The sequence below is a fragment of the Rothia terrae genome (assembly GCF_014705925.2).
Taxonomy (GTDB): Bacteria; Actinomycetota; Actinomycetes; order Actinomycetales; family Micrococcaceae; genus Rothia; species Rothia terrae.
In genome coordinates this window covers 757,496-774,952 of the sequence record NZ_CP061539.1, presented here as the reverse complement: position 1 = coordinate 774,952, position 17,457 = coordinate 757,496, and the positions used below count along the sequence as shown (strand labels likewise).

Annotated in this window: 13 protein-coding genes; 3 read left to right on the top strand and 10 right to left on the bottom strand. The window is 52.1% G+C overall.

The genetic code is table 11. The features are described from left to right. Window positions 1–18 precede the first annotated feature (18 nt). The 5 genes from IDM49_RS03610 to IDM49_RS03590 all read right to left on the bottom strand — a co-directional run bounded on the left by IDM49_RS03610 (window position 19) and on the right by IDM49_RS03590 (window position 7,433). Window positions 19–237: a hypothetical protein gene (locus IDM49_RS03610; protein WP_190725048.1), complete on the bottom strand. Its 219-nt coding sequence runs from the start codon at window positions 235–237 to the stop codon at window positions 19–21. After that, window positions 230–4,072: a DEAD/DEAH box helicase gene (locus IDM49_RS03605; RefSeq protein ID WP_193836674.1), complete on the bottom strand. Its 3,843-nt coding sequence runs from the start codon at window positions 4,070–4,072 to the stop codon at window positions 230–232. Before IDM49_RS03605 ends, IDM49_RS03610 begins: the two co-directional genes overlap by 8 nt. 108 nt (window positions 4,073–4,180) lie before the next feature. Beyond that, window positions 4,181–4,639 (bottom strand): cell shape determination protein CcmA, encoded by a 459-nt coding sequence (locus IDM49_RS03600; protein ID WP_168614948.1) that lies wholly within the window; start codon window positions 4,637–4,639, stop codon window positions 4,181–4,183. Continuing rightward, on the bottom strand, window positions 4,636–5,400 hold the full coding sequence (locus IDM49_RS03595; protein WP_190725046.1) for a MurR/RpiR family transcriptional regulator: 765 nt from the start codon (window positions 5,398–5,400) through the stop codon (window positions 4,636–4,638). The genes IDM49_RS03600 and IDM49_RS03595 overlap by 4 nt, the downstream gene beginning before the upstream one ends. 95 nt (window positions 5,401–5,495) lie before the next feature. Next, window positions 5,496–7,433, bottom strand: coding sequence for an alpha-glucoside-specific PTS transporter subunit IIBC (locus tag IDM49_RS03590; protein WP_190725045.1), 1,938 nt, complete (start codon window positions 7,431–7,433; stop codon window positions 5,496–5,498). A 253-nt stretch (window positions 7,434–7,686) separates the two neighbouring features. On the opposite strand from IDM49_RS03590, the gene IDM49_RS03585 reads away from it, so the two are divergent. From IDM49_RS03585 to IDM49_RS03575, 3 genes are read left to right on the top strand one after another with little or no spacing between them, the layout of a single operon-like run. Beyond that, on the top strand, window positions 7,687–8,562 hold the full coding sequence (locus tag IDM49_RS03585; protein ID WP_190725044.1) for an endonuclease/exonuclease/phosphatase family protein: 876 nt from the start codon (window positions 7,687–7,689) through the stop codon (window positions 8,560–8,562). A 23-nt stretch (window positions 8,563–8,585) separates the two neighbouring features. Then, window positions 8,586–10,298, top strand: coding sequence for a glycoside hydrolase family 13 protein (locus IDM49_RS03580; protein ID WP_190725043.1), 1,713 nt, complete (start codon window positions 8,586–8,588; stop codon window positions 10,296–10,298). A gap of 40 nt (window positions 10,299–10,338) precedes the next feature. Continuing rightward, window positions 10,339–12,057 (top strand): glycoside hydrolase family 13 protein, encoded by a 1,719-nt coding sequence (locus IDM49_RS03575; protein WP_190725042.1) that lies wholly within the window; start codon window positions 10,339–10,341, stop codon window positions 12,055–12,057. A gap of 413 nt (window positions 12,058–12,470) precedes the next feature. Here IDM49_RS03575 and IDM49_RS03570 read toward each other — a convergent pair whose 3' ends face one another. The 5 genes from IDM49_RS03570 to IDM49_RS03550 form a co-directional block, all read right to left on the bottom strand. Continuing rightward, complete coding sequence (locus tag IDM49_RS03570; protein ID WP_168614942.1) at window positions 12,471–12,608, bottom strand: hypothetical protein; 138 nt, start codon at window positions 12,606–12,608, stop codon at window positions 12,471–12,473. Window positions 12,609–12,941: 333 nt separating this feature from the next. Further along, the gene (guaA, locus tag IDM49_RS03565) at window positions 12,942–14,537 is read right to left on the bottom strand and encodes a glutamine-hydrolyzing GMP synthase (protein ID WP_190725041.1); all 1,596 of its coding nucleotides are present in this window, start codon (window positions 14,535–14,537) and stop codon (window positions 12,942–12,944) included. A gap of 115 nt (window positions 14,538–14,652) precedes the next feature. Beyond that, window positions 14,653–15,207 (bottom strand): DUF3817 domain-containing protein, encoded by a 555-nt coding sequence (locus IDM49_RS03560; protein ID WP_190725040.1) that lies wholly within the window; start codon window positions 15,205–15,207, stop codon window positions 14,653–14,655. Window positions 15,208–15,226: 19 nt separating this feature from the next. Further along, entirely contained in the window at window positions 15,227–16,198 is a 972-nt protein-coding gene (locus tag IDM49_RS03555; protein ID WP_228008173.1) for an SURF1 family cytochrome oxidase biogenesis protein, read from the bottom strand. 97 nt (window positions 16,199–16,295) lie between these two features. After that, entirely contained in the window at window positions 16,296–17,402 is a 1,107-nt protein-coding gene (locus IDM49_RS03550) for a GuaB3 family IMP dehydrogenase-related protein (RefSeq protein ID WP_228008227.1), read from the bottom strand. Between the last annotated feature and the right edge of the window lie 55 nt (window positions 17,403–17,457).

Below are 17,457 nucleotides of genomic sequence, written 5' to 3'. Positions count from 1 at the left end.
GCTTTTTAAGTTGGTCTACTAGTTACCACCGTAATGCGGTGGTCGTTGCTCTTTCATCCACTCATCGCGGGAGTTATTCTCAGCTCGTGCCTCAGGTTCAACGGGGGCGCTGAGACCGGCAAGCTGAGGTTCGGGTCCGCCAATGGAGCTTCCGCCTGTTGCCCGACGCGGGCCGCGTCGTTTCTGAGGAGTCGCCGAGTAACCCACCGACGGTGCTTGTTCCTGCGATTTAGACATGCTCAGGCTCGCTGATTCCCAAGTAGGTGCTCATACGGTTTACCACTGCTTCGGGGTCAGAGAACACCTCAATCGTCCACAGAGTGAGGTAGTTCCAGCCTGTTCTGCCCAAACGCTCGGGCAGAAGACGCGTGCGTTCGCGTACCGATAGCTCTGCCCAATTATCAGCACCGTCTGAAGACAGCGCCAATGGCAGACGAAGCGTCTTCTGGTTCTGGGAAGTCGCACGAGCACGCGGTGACTGCACAGCACCAGCTGAGAGAGACTCACTGTCGGCGGTAGCAATCAAAGAGATTTCACCGTTATATGAGGTGTGCACAGTGGCTCCGCGTTCTTTGAGCCTTCGCACAAGATCGTTGAGCAACCAGTCGCCCATATCGGTTGCTTCAATGTCTTCATTGAGCAGAAATTCGTTGGCGGGTAGCTTATCGGTGATCTGCGCGTTGAGCTGCATTTCAGTATCGACAGCCTGCTGACGTTCGTATTCCTGAAGCAGCTTATACATATCCAGTGCACCGTGCTGCATGAGCGCCGGATCCATATCGTCAAGTTCTAGGCACGTCATAATGCGCGTCTCGTGGCGAGCACGTGTCATGGCCAGTACAAAACGGTTGCGTCCGTTGGGTTCAGAGAGCTGCCCGAGCTGGTGCACGGGTGCTTTATGGCGGGCGTGCCCCACTCCCAGAGAGAACATAATAACGTCGCGCTCAATACCGTCTGCACGGCTAATATCAACCACGCGGAAAGGTTCTTTACCGGGTTTGAAGAAGTCCGCCGCTTGCGGGTACTGGGCAAGAGCACGGCGCACAAAATCAGCGATACGCTGTGCATGTCGAACACTTGCTGCTACAACGGCAAGAGATTGTTGCGGTCGTTTAATGGCGTGTTCAATAACGCGCCACCCCACGTGCTCAACCTCCAAAGAAGGGGAATCTAGCGATGCGTTATCGCTGACGCGTCCTTCTAAACTAATGCGGTCTACGCTAAAGCCGCTGACGTTATCCGTCAGTTCTTCGCCCCAGGGGTAGTTCTTCAGCTGGTTGTTGTAGAAGTTCTCGTTCAGGTAATTGAATACAGAACGGTCAAGAGCCCGGTTGATAACAGCCAACGAGCGCGTGGGCAAAATCTTTGCTAATACTTCGATGGTTGAATCGAGTTTTTCGTCGTTCTCTAGAACTGCCGGGTTAGCAATAGCCGAGACCATGAAGGGCTCGGGTACACCGCTGACGGGGTCGCCAATTGCGATGACCTGATCAGCGCGAGTAATCGCCGGCAGGTTGGCAGCAAGCGGGGTGGAGTCCGCATCCAGCAAAATCACCGCATCAAAACGCATATCAACCGGTAGCTTACGCGAGATCGCGAAGGGGCTGGTGGTCCACAGCGGGTAGAGGGTAGTGGTGATATGGGCGGCGTTGCACAGCATTGCATTCATACTGAATTCGTGGCCGCGTAGCTGAGATTTCAGATAGGCGGCTTGGTGAGAATTCTCTGAAATTGCCTGCTTCCAGTGCGCAGCTGCCTGCGACATCAGACGGGCGCCTCCGGACGCGAGGTGGCGGTAGTCAGCGCGGCGGAACCTTGCTTCGAGGTCGCGCAGGGCATCGCCGTCTAAGATCTCGATTTCTTGTGAAGCCAGCATCATTTCAAGTGCAGTCTGCCACCATGCGAGCTCGAGCTCGGCTGCAACATTCGAAGCTTCAACTTCACGCTCGTGCAAGTCCTCAATGAGATCGTGTAAGCCCTGTTGGCGTAGGCGCTCTAGCAGACGGTCGCGCTCAGGCAGAGTGTGTAGCAAGTACTCATCTTCTGCTAGCTGAGTTAGACGGTCCGCAATCTGAGTCACGGGAGTGTTGAAGAAGTCGTTGCCGTATGGGCTCTCTTCAAGCACCAGCGCAAGACCGGAAAATTCGTTACGCAGTACCTCGAGTTCGTTTTTCAACTCGTCAAGGTTGGCTGGTGGAACGGGTTTGTGGCCCTTGGTAGCCCACTGTAGCCATTCTTCTCGCTCGGACTGTACGACTGTCAGAGCCTCGTGCACGTTAGAGATATGTACGCCGTTGCGAATGTACTCTTTAGCCGCTTTACGCAAACGAGAACGCTGCATGGTGCTCATGTCGATGCCGTTTTCTCGACGCCACGAACCGCTTGCAGTTGCGGCAATCAGATCGGTCACCGGCCGGTCGTAGATATCGCCGGTAAAGCTCTTGAGCGTTTCGCGGATGCGAGTGAGCAGGTTAAGCTGTTCTTCCCACTCGTTGAGGCAGTTGCCTTCGCGCATACCGGTTTCAGCGGCCATACGGCTCATCGCTGCGTTCATGGACGTCAGCGATTTTTGAAGGCTCTTAACGAGTTCGTGTGCAACCGAACTTTCTTCTTCGCTAATGAGCTTGGCATTATGCCACGGTGACTGACGGGTGGATTTCTTGAAAGCAGCTAGCTCGCCTAAACGCACCAGGTCTTTGGTGGTCTGTGCTCGTTCGGTGAGAGCATCCATGACTGGACGATCAAAACGAACGTGAGAGGCAGGTGCTGGGTTCTGTGCGGTGAGCGCTGCAAGAGTCTGCATCGCATCGAACGGTGAGCATCCCCAACGTGATTCCGTAAACTTCAGTGCGTTAATGTGGCCGGCCAGTTTATTGCGGGTTTCAACCAGTTCTTCTTGAACATCGCGGTAGTTAGGAGTAATCGCTTTTTCGTTGCGTACAATACCGCGGATCAGTTGCTGACGCTGTTCTTCAGGTTCGGTATCAGCCAGCAGGTCGTACTGAAGTTCCTGCACGCCGGTTTTAGCGAGCAAGGACGAAAAATCGCGCAGAGTTGAGCTTTTCTCGCCCACTACCAAAACAGACTTGTTCTGTGCAATCAGCGTGGTGGATAGGTTTACCGCGGTGCGTAAAGAGTCGGTGCCGGGTGCGGCGGTGACAGCCAGAGAATATCCCTCATAGGCGAGGTCGATAATTTCTTGCTGAGCGGCGTCGGCATCCAACACCAGCATCTCGTCTTCGGGATTACGCGCATCAAGCGGAGGACGGGTAGTTGAGACTTCGGCAATATTGCCTGAGCCCTCAACACCGGATTTCAGTTGCGCTAAGTCACGCACAACCTTAGTGTGGGCGGTATGGGGTAGCTCCCCCATGCTTTCCTTCAGATCAGCGAAGGTCGAGACGAGATACTTCGCTTCAATCATCATGCCCGGTATAGATGCGGTCGATGCGCGCATACGATCAATCACAGGCTCTGGATCAAGACGCGACATGGAGTTGGCAAGAGCGGCAACATCCATCGTTCCTAAATCGATGCCGTATTCCTTACGCAACTGGCGCACTAGAGCCGGATTCAGCTTAGCTGAACCCGCTAAACGAAGCTCAAAATCATCACTCGAGGCATGAGGAGTAATGGCTAATGGAGCCAGCAAAATTGGCGCAATAAAGCGCTTTTCACTCGCCATTCCTCGCTCGCGCACATCGTGCGACAGCCAGGACGCGGTACCAGCAACAAAGTAACCGGCGTCCAATCCGTGCCCGGTTTCAAGCTCAAAAATCTTAGCGCGCAAGCCTCGGGCAGCCCGCATACCCGATTCGAGCTGTTGTTTATCGCGCAAAATAGTTGAAAGACGAGTCTTACGTCCCATCATCAGCTGCGCGATACCTGAAGGATTGGCATGGGTGAAATCAATATGGACATAGTCCACCTGATTAAAATCAAGCAGGGCGTCAGGACCTGTATACAGGTCCATCTGCTCAGCCCATTTCTCTAGGCCTGCCGCGCTTTCCTCATTGAAACCAGTGTTCTCAACGTCGTCGTTCTGTTCAGCGGCATCAGAGGTCTGCCCCAAGTGCATCGATTCGTTAGAAATTTTTCTCACCCTCACAAAGTGTTACGCCACTATTTTACGTGCTGACAGCATCAATCAATGACCGGTTCTCATAAACCCGTCTGTTTCTTATGCGCCAAAGAACTGGTTATAGCGTGCAAGTAGCGTCAAAAATGTCAAGAAACTCAAAAGAATACACACGCCGATCAGTACCCAACGCCAGGTAGGAGCGAACGGCTCACGCGGAGCATCATGCAAAGACCGGGCTAGAAAATACGATAAAAGCGCAGCAGGAATATTGCCTACCAGCACCTGCTGAACACCGCTAAAAATCGAAAAAATTCGCACCGTATTTTCATTTTCACTATGCGCCATCTTCAGCATGACCGCTTGAATGATAGACATGCACGAAATCAAAAATGACAGGGCAATCGAAGGTTGCTGAAGCGTCTGCTCAAACGATGTACTCGTAGAACTAGCCTGCGTAAACGCAAACAGCACGAAAGCACCGGCGCTCAACAACCAGTACCAAAACAGAATTTTAGTCAGCTTAGCTGAGTCGCTCAGCAAAAGTAAAAGGGCCCTCATGGTGTATCTTTCGGGTCAATAAAATCGATGTAGCTACGCACTAAATAGTCAAGCAAAATATTGAGGCCAACAAAGGAATGGTAAGGCGCACGCTGATTATTGATAGTAGTTGGAGTGGCCGCATAGTGCAGGCTATGAACGGCGATGGATGACAGATAATTCATTCCAAAATCAGTCACGGCAACGACCGGGATTTTACGCAGTGACAGCATTTTGAGCGTCTCGCGAATCTGATCCGTATTACCCGATAGCGACACCACAATCACAAGGTCCTCGCTGGTCATCGCGTCCACGCTACCGGAAAACTCGTTATGTGCCGGAATAACGTGCATAAATTTGCCGCACGCTAACATCGATTTCGCAAATTCTTGAACTGCATTTCGCTGGGCATAACCGGTGCCATAGCAGTAGACACTGCGCGCGTTCTGAATCTTCGCTAACACCGGTTTGAGATTATAATACTCGACAAATTCCAGAGTTTTCACGATGTCATCTTTACCGGCTTGGATAAAGTCAACCGCAGAATCTGTGGGTTTGTTGATAGAAGATTTAATGAAGTATTTCAGCTCAGCAAAACCCGAGAAATCGAGTTTCTTTGTCAGTCGAATGATGCTGGACGTCGACGTAAAAGTGCGGTGAGCAAGGGAAGAAATAGTTGCCTCTGCAACGAATTCCTCGTTCTCTAGCATGAAGGCAAGAATATCTCGCTCAGTCTCACTAAATCGATGCTGATTCGCGTTGACAACGTCTTGCAGATCCAACAAAAACTCCCGGTGAATACTTACTTACTATCAAAAACGATAGTACAGCATCGTAAACACCGGGAGCTAACGTATCCGCTCAGAGACCTGAACGGTTACTTGTTGGAATTAACCATATCTTCGAAACGATCGCGAACCTGAGGAACGTCCATACCAACAATGACCTGGTATGCCTTGCCCTTGCGAACAACACCGAGTGCACCGGCGTTCTTGAAGTTCGCATCCGAGGTATCAACCTTGTTCTCATCTGCAACAGAAACGCGAAGGCGTGTTGCGCAGTTATTCACGTTAGTGATGTTCTCAGCGCCACCGAGCAGAGCCAAGAAATCGTGAGCGCGCTGTGAATAAGGATCGTTGGATGCGGTTGCTTCGGCAGGAGCATAGTCAGCTGCGTTGACCATATCCTCGAAACGGTCACGAACCTGAGGAACGTCCATACCCACAATGACCTGCAGCGCCTTGCCCTTGTTGACCAGGCCCATAGCACCTGCGCTCTTGAAGTCTGACTCGTTACCAACGAGTTCAGGATCCTTCACCGAAACGCGGAGGCGGGTTGCGCAGTTGTTAACATCGGTGATGTTTGACGGGCCACCCAGCAGTCCCAGGAAGTCGCGTGCACGCTGGCTGTAGGTGTCATCAGCATCCGCAGTAACAGCACCGGTCGCAGCACCAGCTGCGCTTGCTGCAGCTACTGAACCAACACCAATCTTGCCGTTCTTCTTTGCTGCACGATACTCAGCCTTTGAGTACAGCTTGGTTTCGCCACCGTCGACCTCACGACCGGGAGTCTTGAAATCGAACTTCAAAATCATGAAGCGGAAGACAACAAAGTAAATCAGGGTGAAGATCAGACCGATAATGATCTGAGCGATGTAGGTGCCTGAGTGGTTGCTCCACAGTGGAATCCAGTTCTGGAACAGGAAGTCAATCAGACCGCCACCCATGTTGCCGCGAACACCGAAGAGCCACATCACTGATGTCATGGTTGCAGCCAATACTGCATGAACAGCAAACAGCGGCGGAGCCAAGAAGAGGAAGGTGAATTCAAGAGGCTCGGTAATACCGATGAGGATTGCGGTCAAGCAAACGGGAATGAGAAGTGCCAGGGTTTCCTTCTTCTTCTCAGGACGCGCGGTGGTGTAGAACGCTGCAGCAATGCCCAGCGGCGCAAAGACCTTTGAGTTACCGTGCAGACCAAAGCCACCAGCGGGGAACTGCTCTGATAGGGGTGCAGATGACTGTGCAATCTGCGGCAGTGCAGCAACCCAGTCCTTGGTAACACCGTTAGGAGTAACAGCGGGACCAAAGACAAAGGGGGTGTAGATAAAGTGGTGCAGACCGGTGGGAATCAGGATGCGCTCTAAGAAGACGTATAGCCAGATGCCGAAGACGCCTGAGCCCATGAAAACACCCTGCAACGAGCCGATACCTGCCTGGATAGTGGGCCAAACAGCGCAGAACAAAAGTGCTACGGGCATCATCAAGAAGAAGCCAATACCGTATACAAACTGAGTGCCCTGGAAGATACCGAGGAAGTCCGGAAGCTTGGTGTTAAAGAAGCGGTTGTGCAACCACACAACGATTGCAGAGATGATGATCGCACCGAAAATACCGGTGTCCATGGTTTTAATACCAGCGATCATCTTCAAACCGGTACCGGCAGCGGTTTCGGTGATGTCCTGCTCGTAGTTGATACCGAAGTTGTTGCCCCAAATGCTGAGGATGGTAGCTACAAAGTAGTTGAAGGTCAGGTAAACCATTGCTGCTTCAAGAACAGCGCGTGCCTGTGCGTGCTTTGCCAGTGCAATGGGCAAACCAAGAACAAACAACAATTCCATCTGGTTGAAGACAGTCCAAGCGCCTGCCTCCCACACTGACCAGAAGTTAAACCAGCCAGTACCCTCAGCCGCGATCGGGCCAAGGAGTTGCTCGTTCTTGCAGATAATAGCGATACCTACTGCAAGACCAGCAAAAGCAAAGAGGAGGACGGGGGCAAGCATTGCCGAGCCGAACCTCTGGATTTTCTCCATCATCGGATCAAACCTCGTTTTCAAAAGTACCAGTAACGAATAGAAGAATACCCCGAAGTAACGTATTTCACCGCACTAAATCTCTATCTTGAACAAGAGTTTCACAACGTGGCATTAGTGTTTCAAGACTTGGTAAAAGTTCTGGGCATCGCGGTCGCCCTTTCCCTCGCATTCGCGGTGCAAACGTCCATAGGATAAAACTGATTTTTCTACTATCACCACACCCCTTTATTAGCGTTAGAAGTTCCTTCCGGTCATGAAAATTTTGACTCTCAACACCCATAGCTGGCTAGAGATTAACCAGATTGATAAGCTCATCGATTTAGCGCATTACATCGTCAACGAAGACATTGATGTCATTACCCTGCAAGAAGTCAACCAACACCAACAGTTCTTCGAGGCCACCTCTACCCCATGTTTTGTATCGACCTCAGTCGAACATCCCATCCGCGAAGATAACTACGCGTTACTCCTGGTCCGTTTGTTGAAAAAGATGGGCTACACCTACCATTGGAGCTGGATTGCAACCCACCTTGGCTTTGAGATGTACGAAGAAGGACTCGCGATACTTTCTAAGGCTCCGCTTCAACGCACTCAAGCCCTCGATTTAGCGCCGAACTACGGCTTCTATGACATCCAAAAACGCTTCGCTTTAGCTGCGAAAATTGAAGTTCAAGGCCAGCCGCTATGGTTTGCAACCTGCCACCTGTCGTGGTGGAATAACGACGGGCAGTCCCTCTTTGAACACGAGTTTGCGCTTCTTGACCGCCAATTACGTGAGATTGCGGATGCCCCTGCCGTGATGATGGGCGACTTCAACAATGACAGTGCCCTGCGGGAACAGGGGTACGATCTGGTACTCTCCCGCGGATGGCATGATGCCCGAGCATCGGCAACCCAGGTTTCAGGCGAAGCCACCGTTCACAAAGCAATCCACGGCTGGGACGAAGTCCTATCAGCCATGACGTTGGATCACATCTTCACCTCTGAACCCATTGAATTCAAGACTCACAAGGTCGTATTTGCCGACAACACCGCACAAGCAATTTCAGATCACAGTGGCGTGCTCGCATCCTTCGACCCGCTTCAACTCTCGCACCCGTCACAAGCGTTCTTCGCCCGTACCGCCTAAACCCCACATTTAAGGAAAGAACCATGAGCACAACTCAGTGGTGGCAAGAACCCGTCATCTACCAGATCTACCCCCGCAGTTTTCAAGACTCTAACGGCGATGGTGTCGGAGATATCCCGGGCATTACCTCTCGCATCCCCTACCTCGCTAACCTAGGCATTCAAGCAATCTGGCTCTCCCCCGTCTATCAGTCCCCCAACGACGATAACGGCTACGATATCTCTGATTACCGAGCCATCATGGATGAGTTCGGCACCATGGCAGATTTCGATGAGCTCCTTGCCGAGGCGACCAAGCACAACATCAAAATCATCATGGACCTCGTGGTCAACCACACCTCAGATGAACACGAGTGGTTTAAGCAAGCGCGGTCCTCAAAAGACAATCCCTACCGCGATTACTACATTTGGAAGGACGCACAGGGCTTCGAGGACGACGGCACCCCGATTCCGCCCACCAACTGGATTGCAGCGTTCTCACCGTCTACGTGGGAGTGGGATGAAACTACCCAGCAGTTCTACCTTCATATGTTCTCCATCAAACAACCTGATTTGAACTGGGAGAATCCCAAGGTACGCGAAGAAGTCTACGATGTCATGCGGTTCTGGCTCGACAAAGGTGTTGCCGGTTTCCGTATGGACGTCATCAACCTGATTTCTAAAGATCAGTCATACCCCGATGATTTAGCTGTCACCGCAGGTTCAAAAGATAATTCTTTGATTATGGCCGCTAATGGTCCTCGGGTTCATGAGTTCCTCCATGAGATGTACACAGAGGTCCTGAGCAAGTACCCCGTATTGACGGTGGGTGAAACACCCTGCGTGACAACTGCAGACGGCTTGCTCTACACCGGCTTTGACCGTGAAGAACTACAAACTCTCTTCCAGTTCGAGCACATGGGAGTGGACTCTAACCCAGACCCGATGATCGGTAAATGGAACGATACTCGGTTCCAGCTCGTTGACCTCAAACGCATTTTGACTAAATGGCAGGATGATCTCTCAGGCAAGGCTTGGAACGCTCTGTATTGGAACAACCATGACCAGCCGCGCGCTGTTTCTCGCTTTGGCAATGACAGCCCGGAGCACCGCGTCCGATCAGCCAAAATGCTGGGCACAACCCTGCACATGATGCAGGGAACCCCCTACATTTATCAAGGTGAAGAGCTGGGCATGACCAACGTCTTCTTTGAGGACATCAACGATTACAACGACATCGAAATTCACGATAACTACCGCAAACTCGTGGATTCTGGCACCGTACCGCATGAGAACATGATGCGCTATATTTCAGCGTCAGGACGCGACAACGCACGCACCCCCATGCAATGGGACAACAGCAAGCACGCAGGCTTCACCGACGGTACTCCCTGGCTCAAGCTCAATCCGCGCTACACAGAAATCAACGCTGACCAGGCACTGAGTGACAAAGACTCCGTCTTCTATCACTATAAGAAGCTCATTGAATTACGGCAGAACCACCCGATTATTATCAACGGAATCTACAAGCTGCTAGATTCCGATGATGCAGCGGTTTACGCCTACCTGCGCAGAGGCACCGGAGAGTCTGAGGGCGAGACCCTGCTAGTCATTAGTAACTTCACCGATCAGCTTGTTGAACGTGATTACGGCTATGATACCGCATCCGCCGAGCTGCTGATCAGCAACTACGAGGATGCACCCACAGACAACGTCTTGCGCCCCTATGAGTCAGTTGTCTACAGGTTCACCGCATAACGGGCAACAGCAATATTTTAGTTTTTGAAGGAGAAATTTTATGTCTAACGCAGGTAAACAGTGGTGGAAAGAAGCCGTTGTATATCAGGTATGGCCGCGTTCATTCCAAGATTCTAACGGCGATGGCATCGGCGATATCCCCGGTATCACCTCGCGTATTCCCTACCTCTCGCAGCTAGGCATCAACGTTATCTGGCTCTCCCCCGTTTTTGGATCTCCCAACGACGACATGGGCTATGACATCAGCGATTACTACAGCATCATGGACGAGTTCGGCACCATGGCTGACTTTGATGAGCTTCTAGAAACCGCTCACAACCACGGCATCAAAATTCTGATGGATATGGTCGCCAATCATACCTCTGATGAGCACGAATGGTTTGTGCAGTCGCGTGCCTCCACAGACAATCCCTACCGCGACTTCTACTACTGGCGAGATTCTTCCGGCGTCGATGATCAGGGCAATCCACTCCCGCCGAATAACTGGGGCTCGGAATTTGGCGGACGCGCGTGGGAATACGACGAAAACACCGATCAGTGGTACATGCACATCTTCTCGAAGAAGCAACCCGACCTGAATTGGGAAAACCCCAAGGTGCGTGAGGCTATCTACGAGATGACCCGCTGGTGGTTAGATAAAGGAATCGATGGCTTCCGCCTGGACGCAATCAACATCATCTCCAAACCCGAGGGATTGCCTGACGATCCTTCAGTGGATCCTGACAAACACAGTTCGTCCATTCCCTTCGTCATTCACAATGGCACTAAGGTTCATGAATGGATGCACGAGATGAATGCGCAGGCATTCTCGCGCTACGACTGCATGACGGTTGGAGAGATGTCTGCAACTCCCCCGTCCGAAGCTTTAGGGTTCGCCGGTTTTGAAACCGATGAGCTCAATATGATCTTCCATTTTGAACACATGGGTGTGGACTCAGACCCGGGCGCTGGCATGGGCAAATGGTCCTTACAAAAATACGATCTTCGCGAGCTCAAAAAGGTTTTGAATGCCTGGCAGACGGAGTTGGACGGCAAGGCGTGGGGCTCACTCTACTGGAACAACCATGATCAGCCGCGCGTGGTATCGCGCTTTGGCAATGACTCTGCTGAGTACCGCGAAGTCAGCGCGAAAATGCTTGCCACCGTCCTTCACTTTATGCAGGGAACCCCCTACATTTACCAGGGCGAAGAGTTCGGCATGACCAACGTGAAGTTCCCGAGCATTTCGGACTATCGCGATCTCGATTCCCTCAACATGTACGACGATTTTGTGACCGATCGCGGCTCTCTAACTCCTGTTGAGGGCATGGAACTGATCTACGCCAAAGGACGCGACAACGCACGCACCCCCGTTCAGTGGGACAGCAGCGCTCACGGCGGGTTCTCCACCGGAACTCCGTGGATTGACGTTAACCCCAACTTCACCGAAATCAACGCCCAGGCAGCACTGGATAACCCAGACTCACTGTTCTACTACTACCAGCGTCTCATCTCCCTACGACGCGGCGAACTGCAAGACCACATGGTGTACGCGTCCTTCAAGCCCTTGGACGCCGAAGACTCAGAAGTATACGCCTACGAACGTCACGCATCGAACGGCGAGAAACTTCTTGTCATCGCGAACTTCACCGACCACGACGTAGAACGTAGCTACGAGCTAGCAGACGGCCGCCAGCAGCTCGTCATCTCTAACTACTCCGATGACGCCGGTGACACCTTGCGACCGTACGAAGCCAAGGTATACAAAATTTCCGACTAATACGTCCTACCGAAACAGGGGCTTAGCATGCACACGCAGCTAAGCCCCTTTTTGGCCTATTCAAGGTGGTTACTTACACCACGAAAATCTATATCTAGGACAACGGTTTGACCGACAAAGTAAATTAATTTGTACGCTCTTCTATCGCGCACAACGCGCCATGCCTCCTAAAAAATCCACCGCATACTAGAATAAAAACGTTCGCACACTCGAGGTTTTCCCTACTCGAATGCGAACCTCTTTGCGGCAGATTCCCCAAAAAGCGCCGCAAAGCAAAGCATCCACATGTGAATGAATAGAGAGCACCTCATTTATTTTTTAGGATGCAAAAGCCTCGCCGAGTAGTGTACGGCGAGGCTTTTCCTTTAACAAAAACACCCCGCCTCCACCGGAGACAGGGCATCAAAAAATACTTACTTATTGCGCTTACGCAACAGCTCCTGCACCTTAGGCTGAACCTTCGCAGCAAACTCCCGAATCTTTTGCTGATTCTTAGGATCACGAGCGATCTCAGTCAACTTAGCCACAACAGTACGAAGTACGTTATTCATCTTTCCTCCACCGGAACAGGCACAGACGCTCACACGCCCGCCCTAATTACTATAACCACCACAGCATACAGGAAATAAGCATGATTACCACTTAGTTGAAGGCAAAACCCACCCAAACAACAAAAAGAGCAACAGAAAAGGGACAGATCCGCGAAGACCTGTCCCCTTCCTCAGACGTTTACATCAACGCCTGATTAATCTGAATTTCTTTTCCGCCTGCGGGCGAAACCAGACAAAAGGGACAGACCCTTGAGAATCTGTCCCCTTTGAGAAACGCCTACGTCGGCGTTTTAATAAAAGCAATTTTTATTTCGGCGAAGCCGAAAATTGCTTTTATTCCCATTCAATTGTTCCCGGCGGCTTAGAAGTCACATCTAGCACAACTCGGTTAACCTCACGCACCTCATTCGTAATACGATTCGAAATCTTAGCCAACACATCGTACGGCATACGAGTCCAATCCGCAGTCATCGCATCCTCAGAAGAAACCGGACGCAACACAATCGGATGACCATACGTACGACCATCACCCTGCACACCAACAGAACGAACACCAGCCAACAACACTACCGGGCACTGCCAGATCTCTTCGTCCATGCCAGCAGCAGTCAGCTCCTCACGAGCAATCGCATCAGCCGCACGCAAAACATCCAAATTGTGCTTATTGACCTCGCCAATTACACGAATGCCCAAGCCAGGACCCGGGAAGGGCTGACGAGCAACAATCTTCTCAGGAACGCCAAGCTCACGACCAATAGCGCGAACCTCATCCTTAAAGAGAGTGCGCAACGGCTCTACAAGCTCAAACTTCAAATCCTCAGGCAAACCGCCCACATTGTGGTGAGACTTAATATTAGCCGCGCCCTCGCCGCCGCCGGACTCAACAACGTCCGGGTATAAAGTGCCCTGTACCAAGAACTTAATATCCGCTCCCTCAACGCCAGCCTCAGCAATCAACTTACGCTGAGCGTCCTCAAACGAACGGATAAATTCACGACCAATAGCCTTACGCTTAGCCTCAGGCTCAGTAATGCCCTCCAGAGCGCCCAAGAAACGCTCTGACTCATCGATAGTCACAACCTTGATGCCCATAGTTGACGCGTAATCCTGCTCAACCTGCTCGCGCTCACCTTCACGCAACAAACCGTGATCGATAAAGAAACACGTCAGCTGATCGCCAACAGCCTTGTGGACCAAAGCCGCAGCAACAGAAGAATCAACGCCGCCGGACAGTGCACAGATTACGAGGTCATCGCCAACCTGCTCACGAATCTTAGCAACCTGCTCGTCGATGATATTGCCCGTTGACCATGTCTTCTCAAGGCCCGCAACGTTGAACAAGAAGTTCTCCAGAGCTACCTGACCGTAATCAGAGTGCTTAACCTCGGGGTGCCACTGCACGCCGCCGAATTTACGCTTGGTATCAACGAAAGCAGCCACCTCAGCGCCGGGGGTCTTCGCCAAAACATCGAACCCCTCAGGTGCGTGCGACACGGAATCACCATGGCTCATCCAAACATTCTGGCTGTCGGGGGTGCCGGTTAAGAATGATGAGTCTTCAGCACACACGGTCGCGGTAGTAGCGCCGAACTCACTCAAACCTGTCTGAGCAACAGTACCGCCCAGAGTATGAGCCATCAGCTGGAAGCCATAGCAAATACCAAAAACAGGTACGCCAGCTTCGAACAAAGCGATATCACCTGCAGGCGCACCATCTGCATAAACAGATGAAGGACCGCCCGAAAGAATGATTGCGGCAGGATCTTTCGCCAAAATCTTCTCGGTGGACATGCTGTGAGGAACGATTTCTGAGTAAACACCGGCCTCACGTACGCGACGAGCAATCAGCTGCGCGTACTGAGCACCGTAGTCTACAACCAGTACCGGGCGCTCTTCGAGCTGCTCTACGGTATTTTCTGCGTTGGTCACTTATTACCTTAAAGGTCGGTGGTTTTGTGCCTCAACAGGTGTTGAGACCTGGTCTATGGTTCATTCTAAGCTACAGAGCGGACTTTATGCATCACTGCCCTGTGCCCACATGTGCTTAGTAGCGCTTTAAAGCCTGCGGGTTAGCCTCAACCAGCGACAGAGTCTCACGGTGAATCTTCTTCTCAACAATAAATGAGAGGAAAGGCACGACGCCGCCAAGAGCCATCACAATCAACTGAGCAATACCCCAGCGCATCAGCAACCACAGGCGCAGGCATGACAGCAGGTAAATGACATAGAACCAACCGTGGACAATCAAAATCCAAGTTGAGATGTTAATACCGCCAGTCAGGTTGCCCGTTTCTCGGTTGAGCCAGCCTAGAGCAACGTTTTCACCGGTTGCCGCATTGGTAGCTCCTGCCATGAGGTCGTAACCAAAAATATAGCGAGAAATCATCTCGGCTACTAGCAGTAGCAAAAACGTACCTGAAATCCAGGCGCACCATTTGTAGAGCGTCAGAGCTGAGCGAATCTGCGACTCAGTACCGCCAAATTTTTTGCGAACGGTAAAACCACCGCGCGCATTGGCATCCTGCGATGCTGATGATGCGAGGGTCACTTTCTTACCGTCGGTTCTTTCAACAGGACGCGGGGTCTTATCAGAAGCCATACATTAATCTCTTTTCTAGCTATTGCGCAGTAGGTCGGGAAGTAGTTGTGGACGACGGCATATCAGGGACCGTATCAAAGAAGTAGTACTGCTGATCGGCGGGATCAAAGTAGTAGGCGCGTCCGGTTTCTTCATCGATAAAGTACTCACCGGTGTATTCAAAGTATTGAGCGGGATCACTTTCTTTGTCGAGAGAATCCTTGAGCATACGCCACCACAGGTACAGTGCAAAGCCTGCGAATACCAGCCATTCCAGCGAGTAGAAAATGTTGAGCCAGTTGATATCGTGGTCTTCAACCTGGGCAGCTCTTACGGGGGTGAGATCCTGGTTCTGCCCTATGATGGTGGAGCTTTCATCGATAGTTTTCTCCACTGTGACCGGAAGGCTCTGCGAGGCGGGAACTTCTGCGGCAACCGTCAGGATAGATGAATAGAGCGGACGTTCCCACAGGTTGGTGAGCTGGGCAGTGCTGGTGGATGCGAGTGTGCGGGGGTTTGCGGCATCCTCATCGTGACGAGATTGGCTGGCAACGGCGGGTTCGTTAGAAACCACGCGTCCTGCAATCTTGACCGTCCCTTGCGGCTCTTGAGGAATCTCAGTGGTGCGAGACCACGCACGGGCAACTGCTATAGCGCGCTGGGTCTGTTTGCCATCGATAGACACTTTTTGAGCGTCTTTGGGCACAAATTCACTAACAATCCAATACCCGTGTGCACCGTTTTCCAGGCGGTTCTCGATCAGATACGAAGACCCCTGAACGTATGTGCCCTCAGCTTCAACCACAGTATCAACCTGAGTTTGTATCAGCGGCTCATTAGCCTTGAGAACCTCTGTGTAAGGACGCACCCGATCTTTAGCAGGATCAGCGTTCACACGCCCCAGCGTCGAAGAATTAAGTTGCCACATCGAAAGCATGACAAAGCCACTGACCAGCGCGAGCGCCACCAGTAGCAAACCAATCCACCGAGGTTTAAGAGCCTGTTTTAACACCCTTCTACCCTATCTGTTTTAAAGTAAAAATTCCCCGCATCATCGTGGGATATCTACCGATGTGCGGGGAACTTTCAGCTTAAGCGTTCACCGGTTATTAGCCGCCGTACGGAATAAGCGTTACTTCTGAGCGCTGGAAGGATTTGAGATCGGTGTAACCGCAGGTTGCCATGGCGCGCTTGATGCCGCCGACAATGTTGGAGGTACCGTCAACGTGGTGTGAGGGGCCGTAGAGAACTTCCTCTAGCGGTCCTACAACTTCAAGCGAGGTGCGGACGCCGCGGGGATACTCGGGGCTGTGTGCCTCGTTGCCCCAGTAGAGACCGCGTCCGGGGGCTTCTTCAGCACGCGCCAAAGGAGCACCGATCATAGCTGCGTCTGCGCCAAGTGCCAGTGATTTTACGATGTCGCCGGAACGTCCCTGGCCACCGTCAGCAATCACGTGCACGTAGCGTCCGCCTGATTCATCCAGGTAGTCGCTACGAGCCTGAACAACATCAGAGATAGCGGTTGCCATGGCCGCGTGAATGCCCAGACCGCGACGGGTGGTCATTGCTGAGCCACCACCGAAGCCAACGAGCACACCGGCTGCACCGGTACGCATCAGGTGCAGCGCCGGAGTGTAACCAGCCACGCCACCAACGATGACAGGAACATCGAGCTCATAAATGAACTTTTTGAGGTCCAGCGGCTCACGGTTCTGCGAAACGTGCTGCGCAGAGACGGTGGTACCGCGAATTACAAAGATATCGACGCCGGCTTTGACGACGGTCTCGTAGTGCTCCTGAATGTTCTGCGGGGTCAATGAACCTGCAACAATGACGCCTGACTCGCGGATCTCCGAAAGTCGTGCAGTAATAAGCTCGGGCTTGATGGGTTCCGCGTAGATTTCCTGCATACGACAGGTAGCCGCAATGGGGTTGTCTACCGGCATAGCGGTGATTTCGTTCAGGTAGGGCTGGGGATCCTCGTAGCGGGTCCACAGACCTTCCAAGTTGAGCACGCCCAGACCGCCCAGCTTACCGAGGGCAATAGCTGTAGCGGGTGAGGTGACCGAATCCATCGGTGCACCAATCAAGGGAGTATCAAACTTGAACGCGTCAATCTGCCACGATGTATCAACATCTGATGCATCGCGAGTACGGCGGGTGGGAACGAGCGCAATGTCGTCCAAGGAATATGTGCGTCGGGCACGTTTTGACATGCCAATTTGAATATCGCTCACGCGGTGTTTTCCTTTCACAAGCGCGGTAACGCCG

What these genes read in the sequence shown, in the direction of transcription:
- IDM49_RS03610 (WP_190725048.1), bottom strand. Translation starts at nt 237, where the DNA reads ATGTCTAAATCGCAGGAACAAGCACCGTCGGTGGGTTACTCGGCGACT.
- IDM49_RS03600 (WP_168614948.1), bottom strand. Translation starts at nt 4,639, where the DNA reads ATGAGGGCCCTTTTACTTTTGCTGAGCGACTCAGCTAAGCTGACTAAA.
- IDM49_RS03590 (WP_190725045.1), bottom strand. Translation starts at nt 7,433, where the DNA reads ATGATGGAGAAAATCCAGAGGTTCGGCTCGGCAATGCTTGCCCCCGTC.
- IDM49_RS03585 (WP_190725044.1), top strand. Translation starts at nt 7,687, where the DNA reads ATGAAAATTTTGACTCTCAACACCCATAGCTGGCTAGAGATTAACCAG.
- IDM49_RS03580 (WP_190725043.1), top strand. Translation starts at nt 8,586, where the DNA reads ATGAGCACAACTCAGTGGTGGCAAGAACCCGTCATCTACCAGATCTAC.
- IDM49_RS03575 (WP_190725042.1), top strand. Translation starts at nt 10,339, where the DNA reads ATGTCTAACGCAGGTAAACAGTGGTGGAAAGAAGCCGTTGTATATCAG.
- IDM49_RS03570 (WP_168614942.1), bottom strand. Translation starts at nt 12,608, where the DNA reads ATGAATAACGTACTTCGTACTGTTGTGGCTAAGTTGACTGAGATCGCT.
- IDM49_RS03560 (WP_190725040.1), bottom strand. Translation starts at nt 15,207, where the DNA reads ATGGCTTCTGATAAGACCCCGCGTCCTGTTGAAAGAACCGACGGTAAG.
- IDM49_RS03550 (WP_228008227.1), bottom strand. Translation starts at nt 17,402, where the DNA reads ATGTCAAAACGTGCCCGACGCACATATTCCTTGGACGACATTGCGCTC.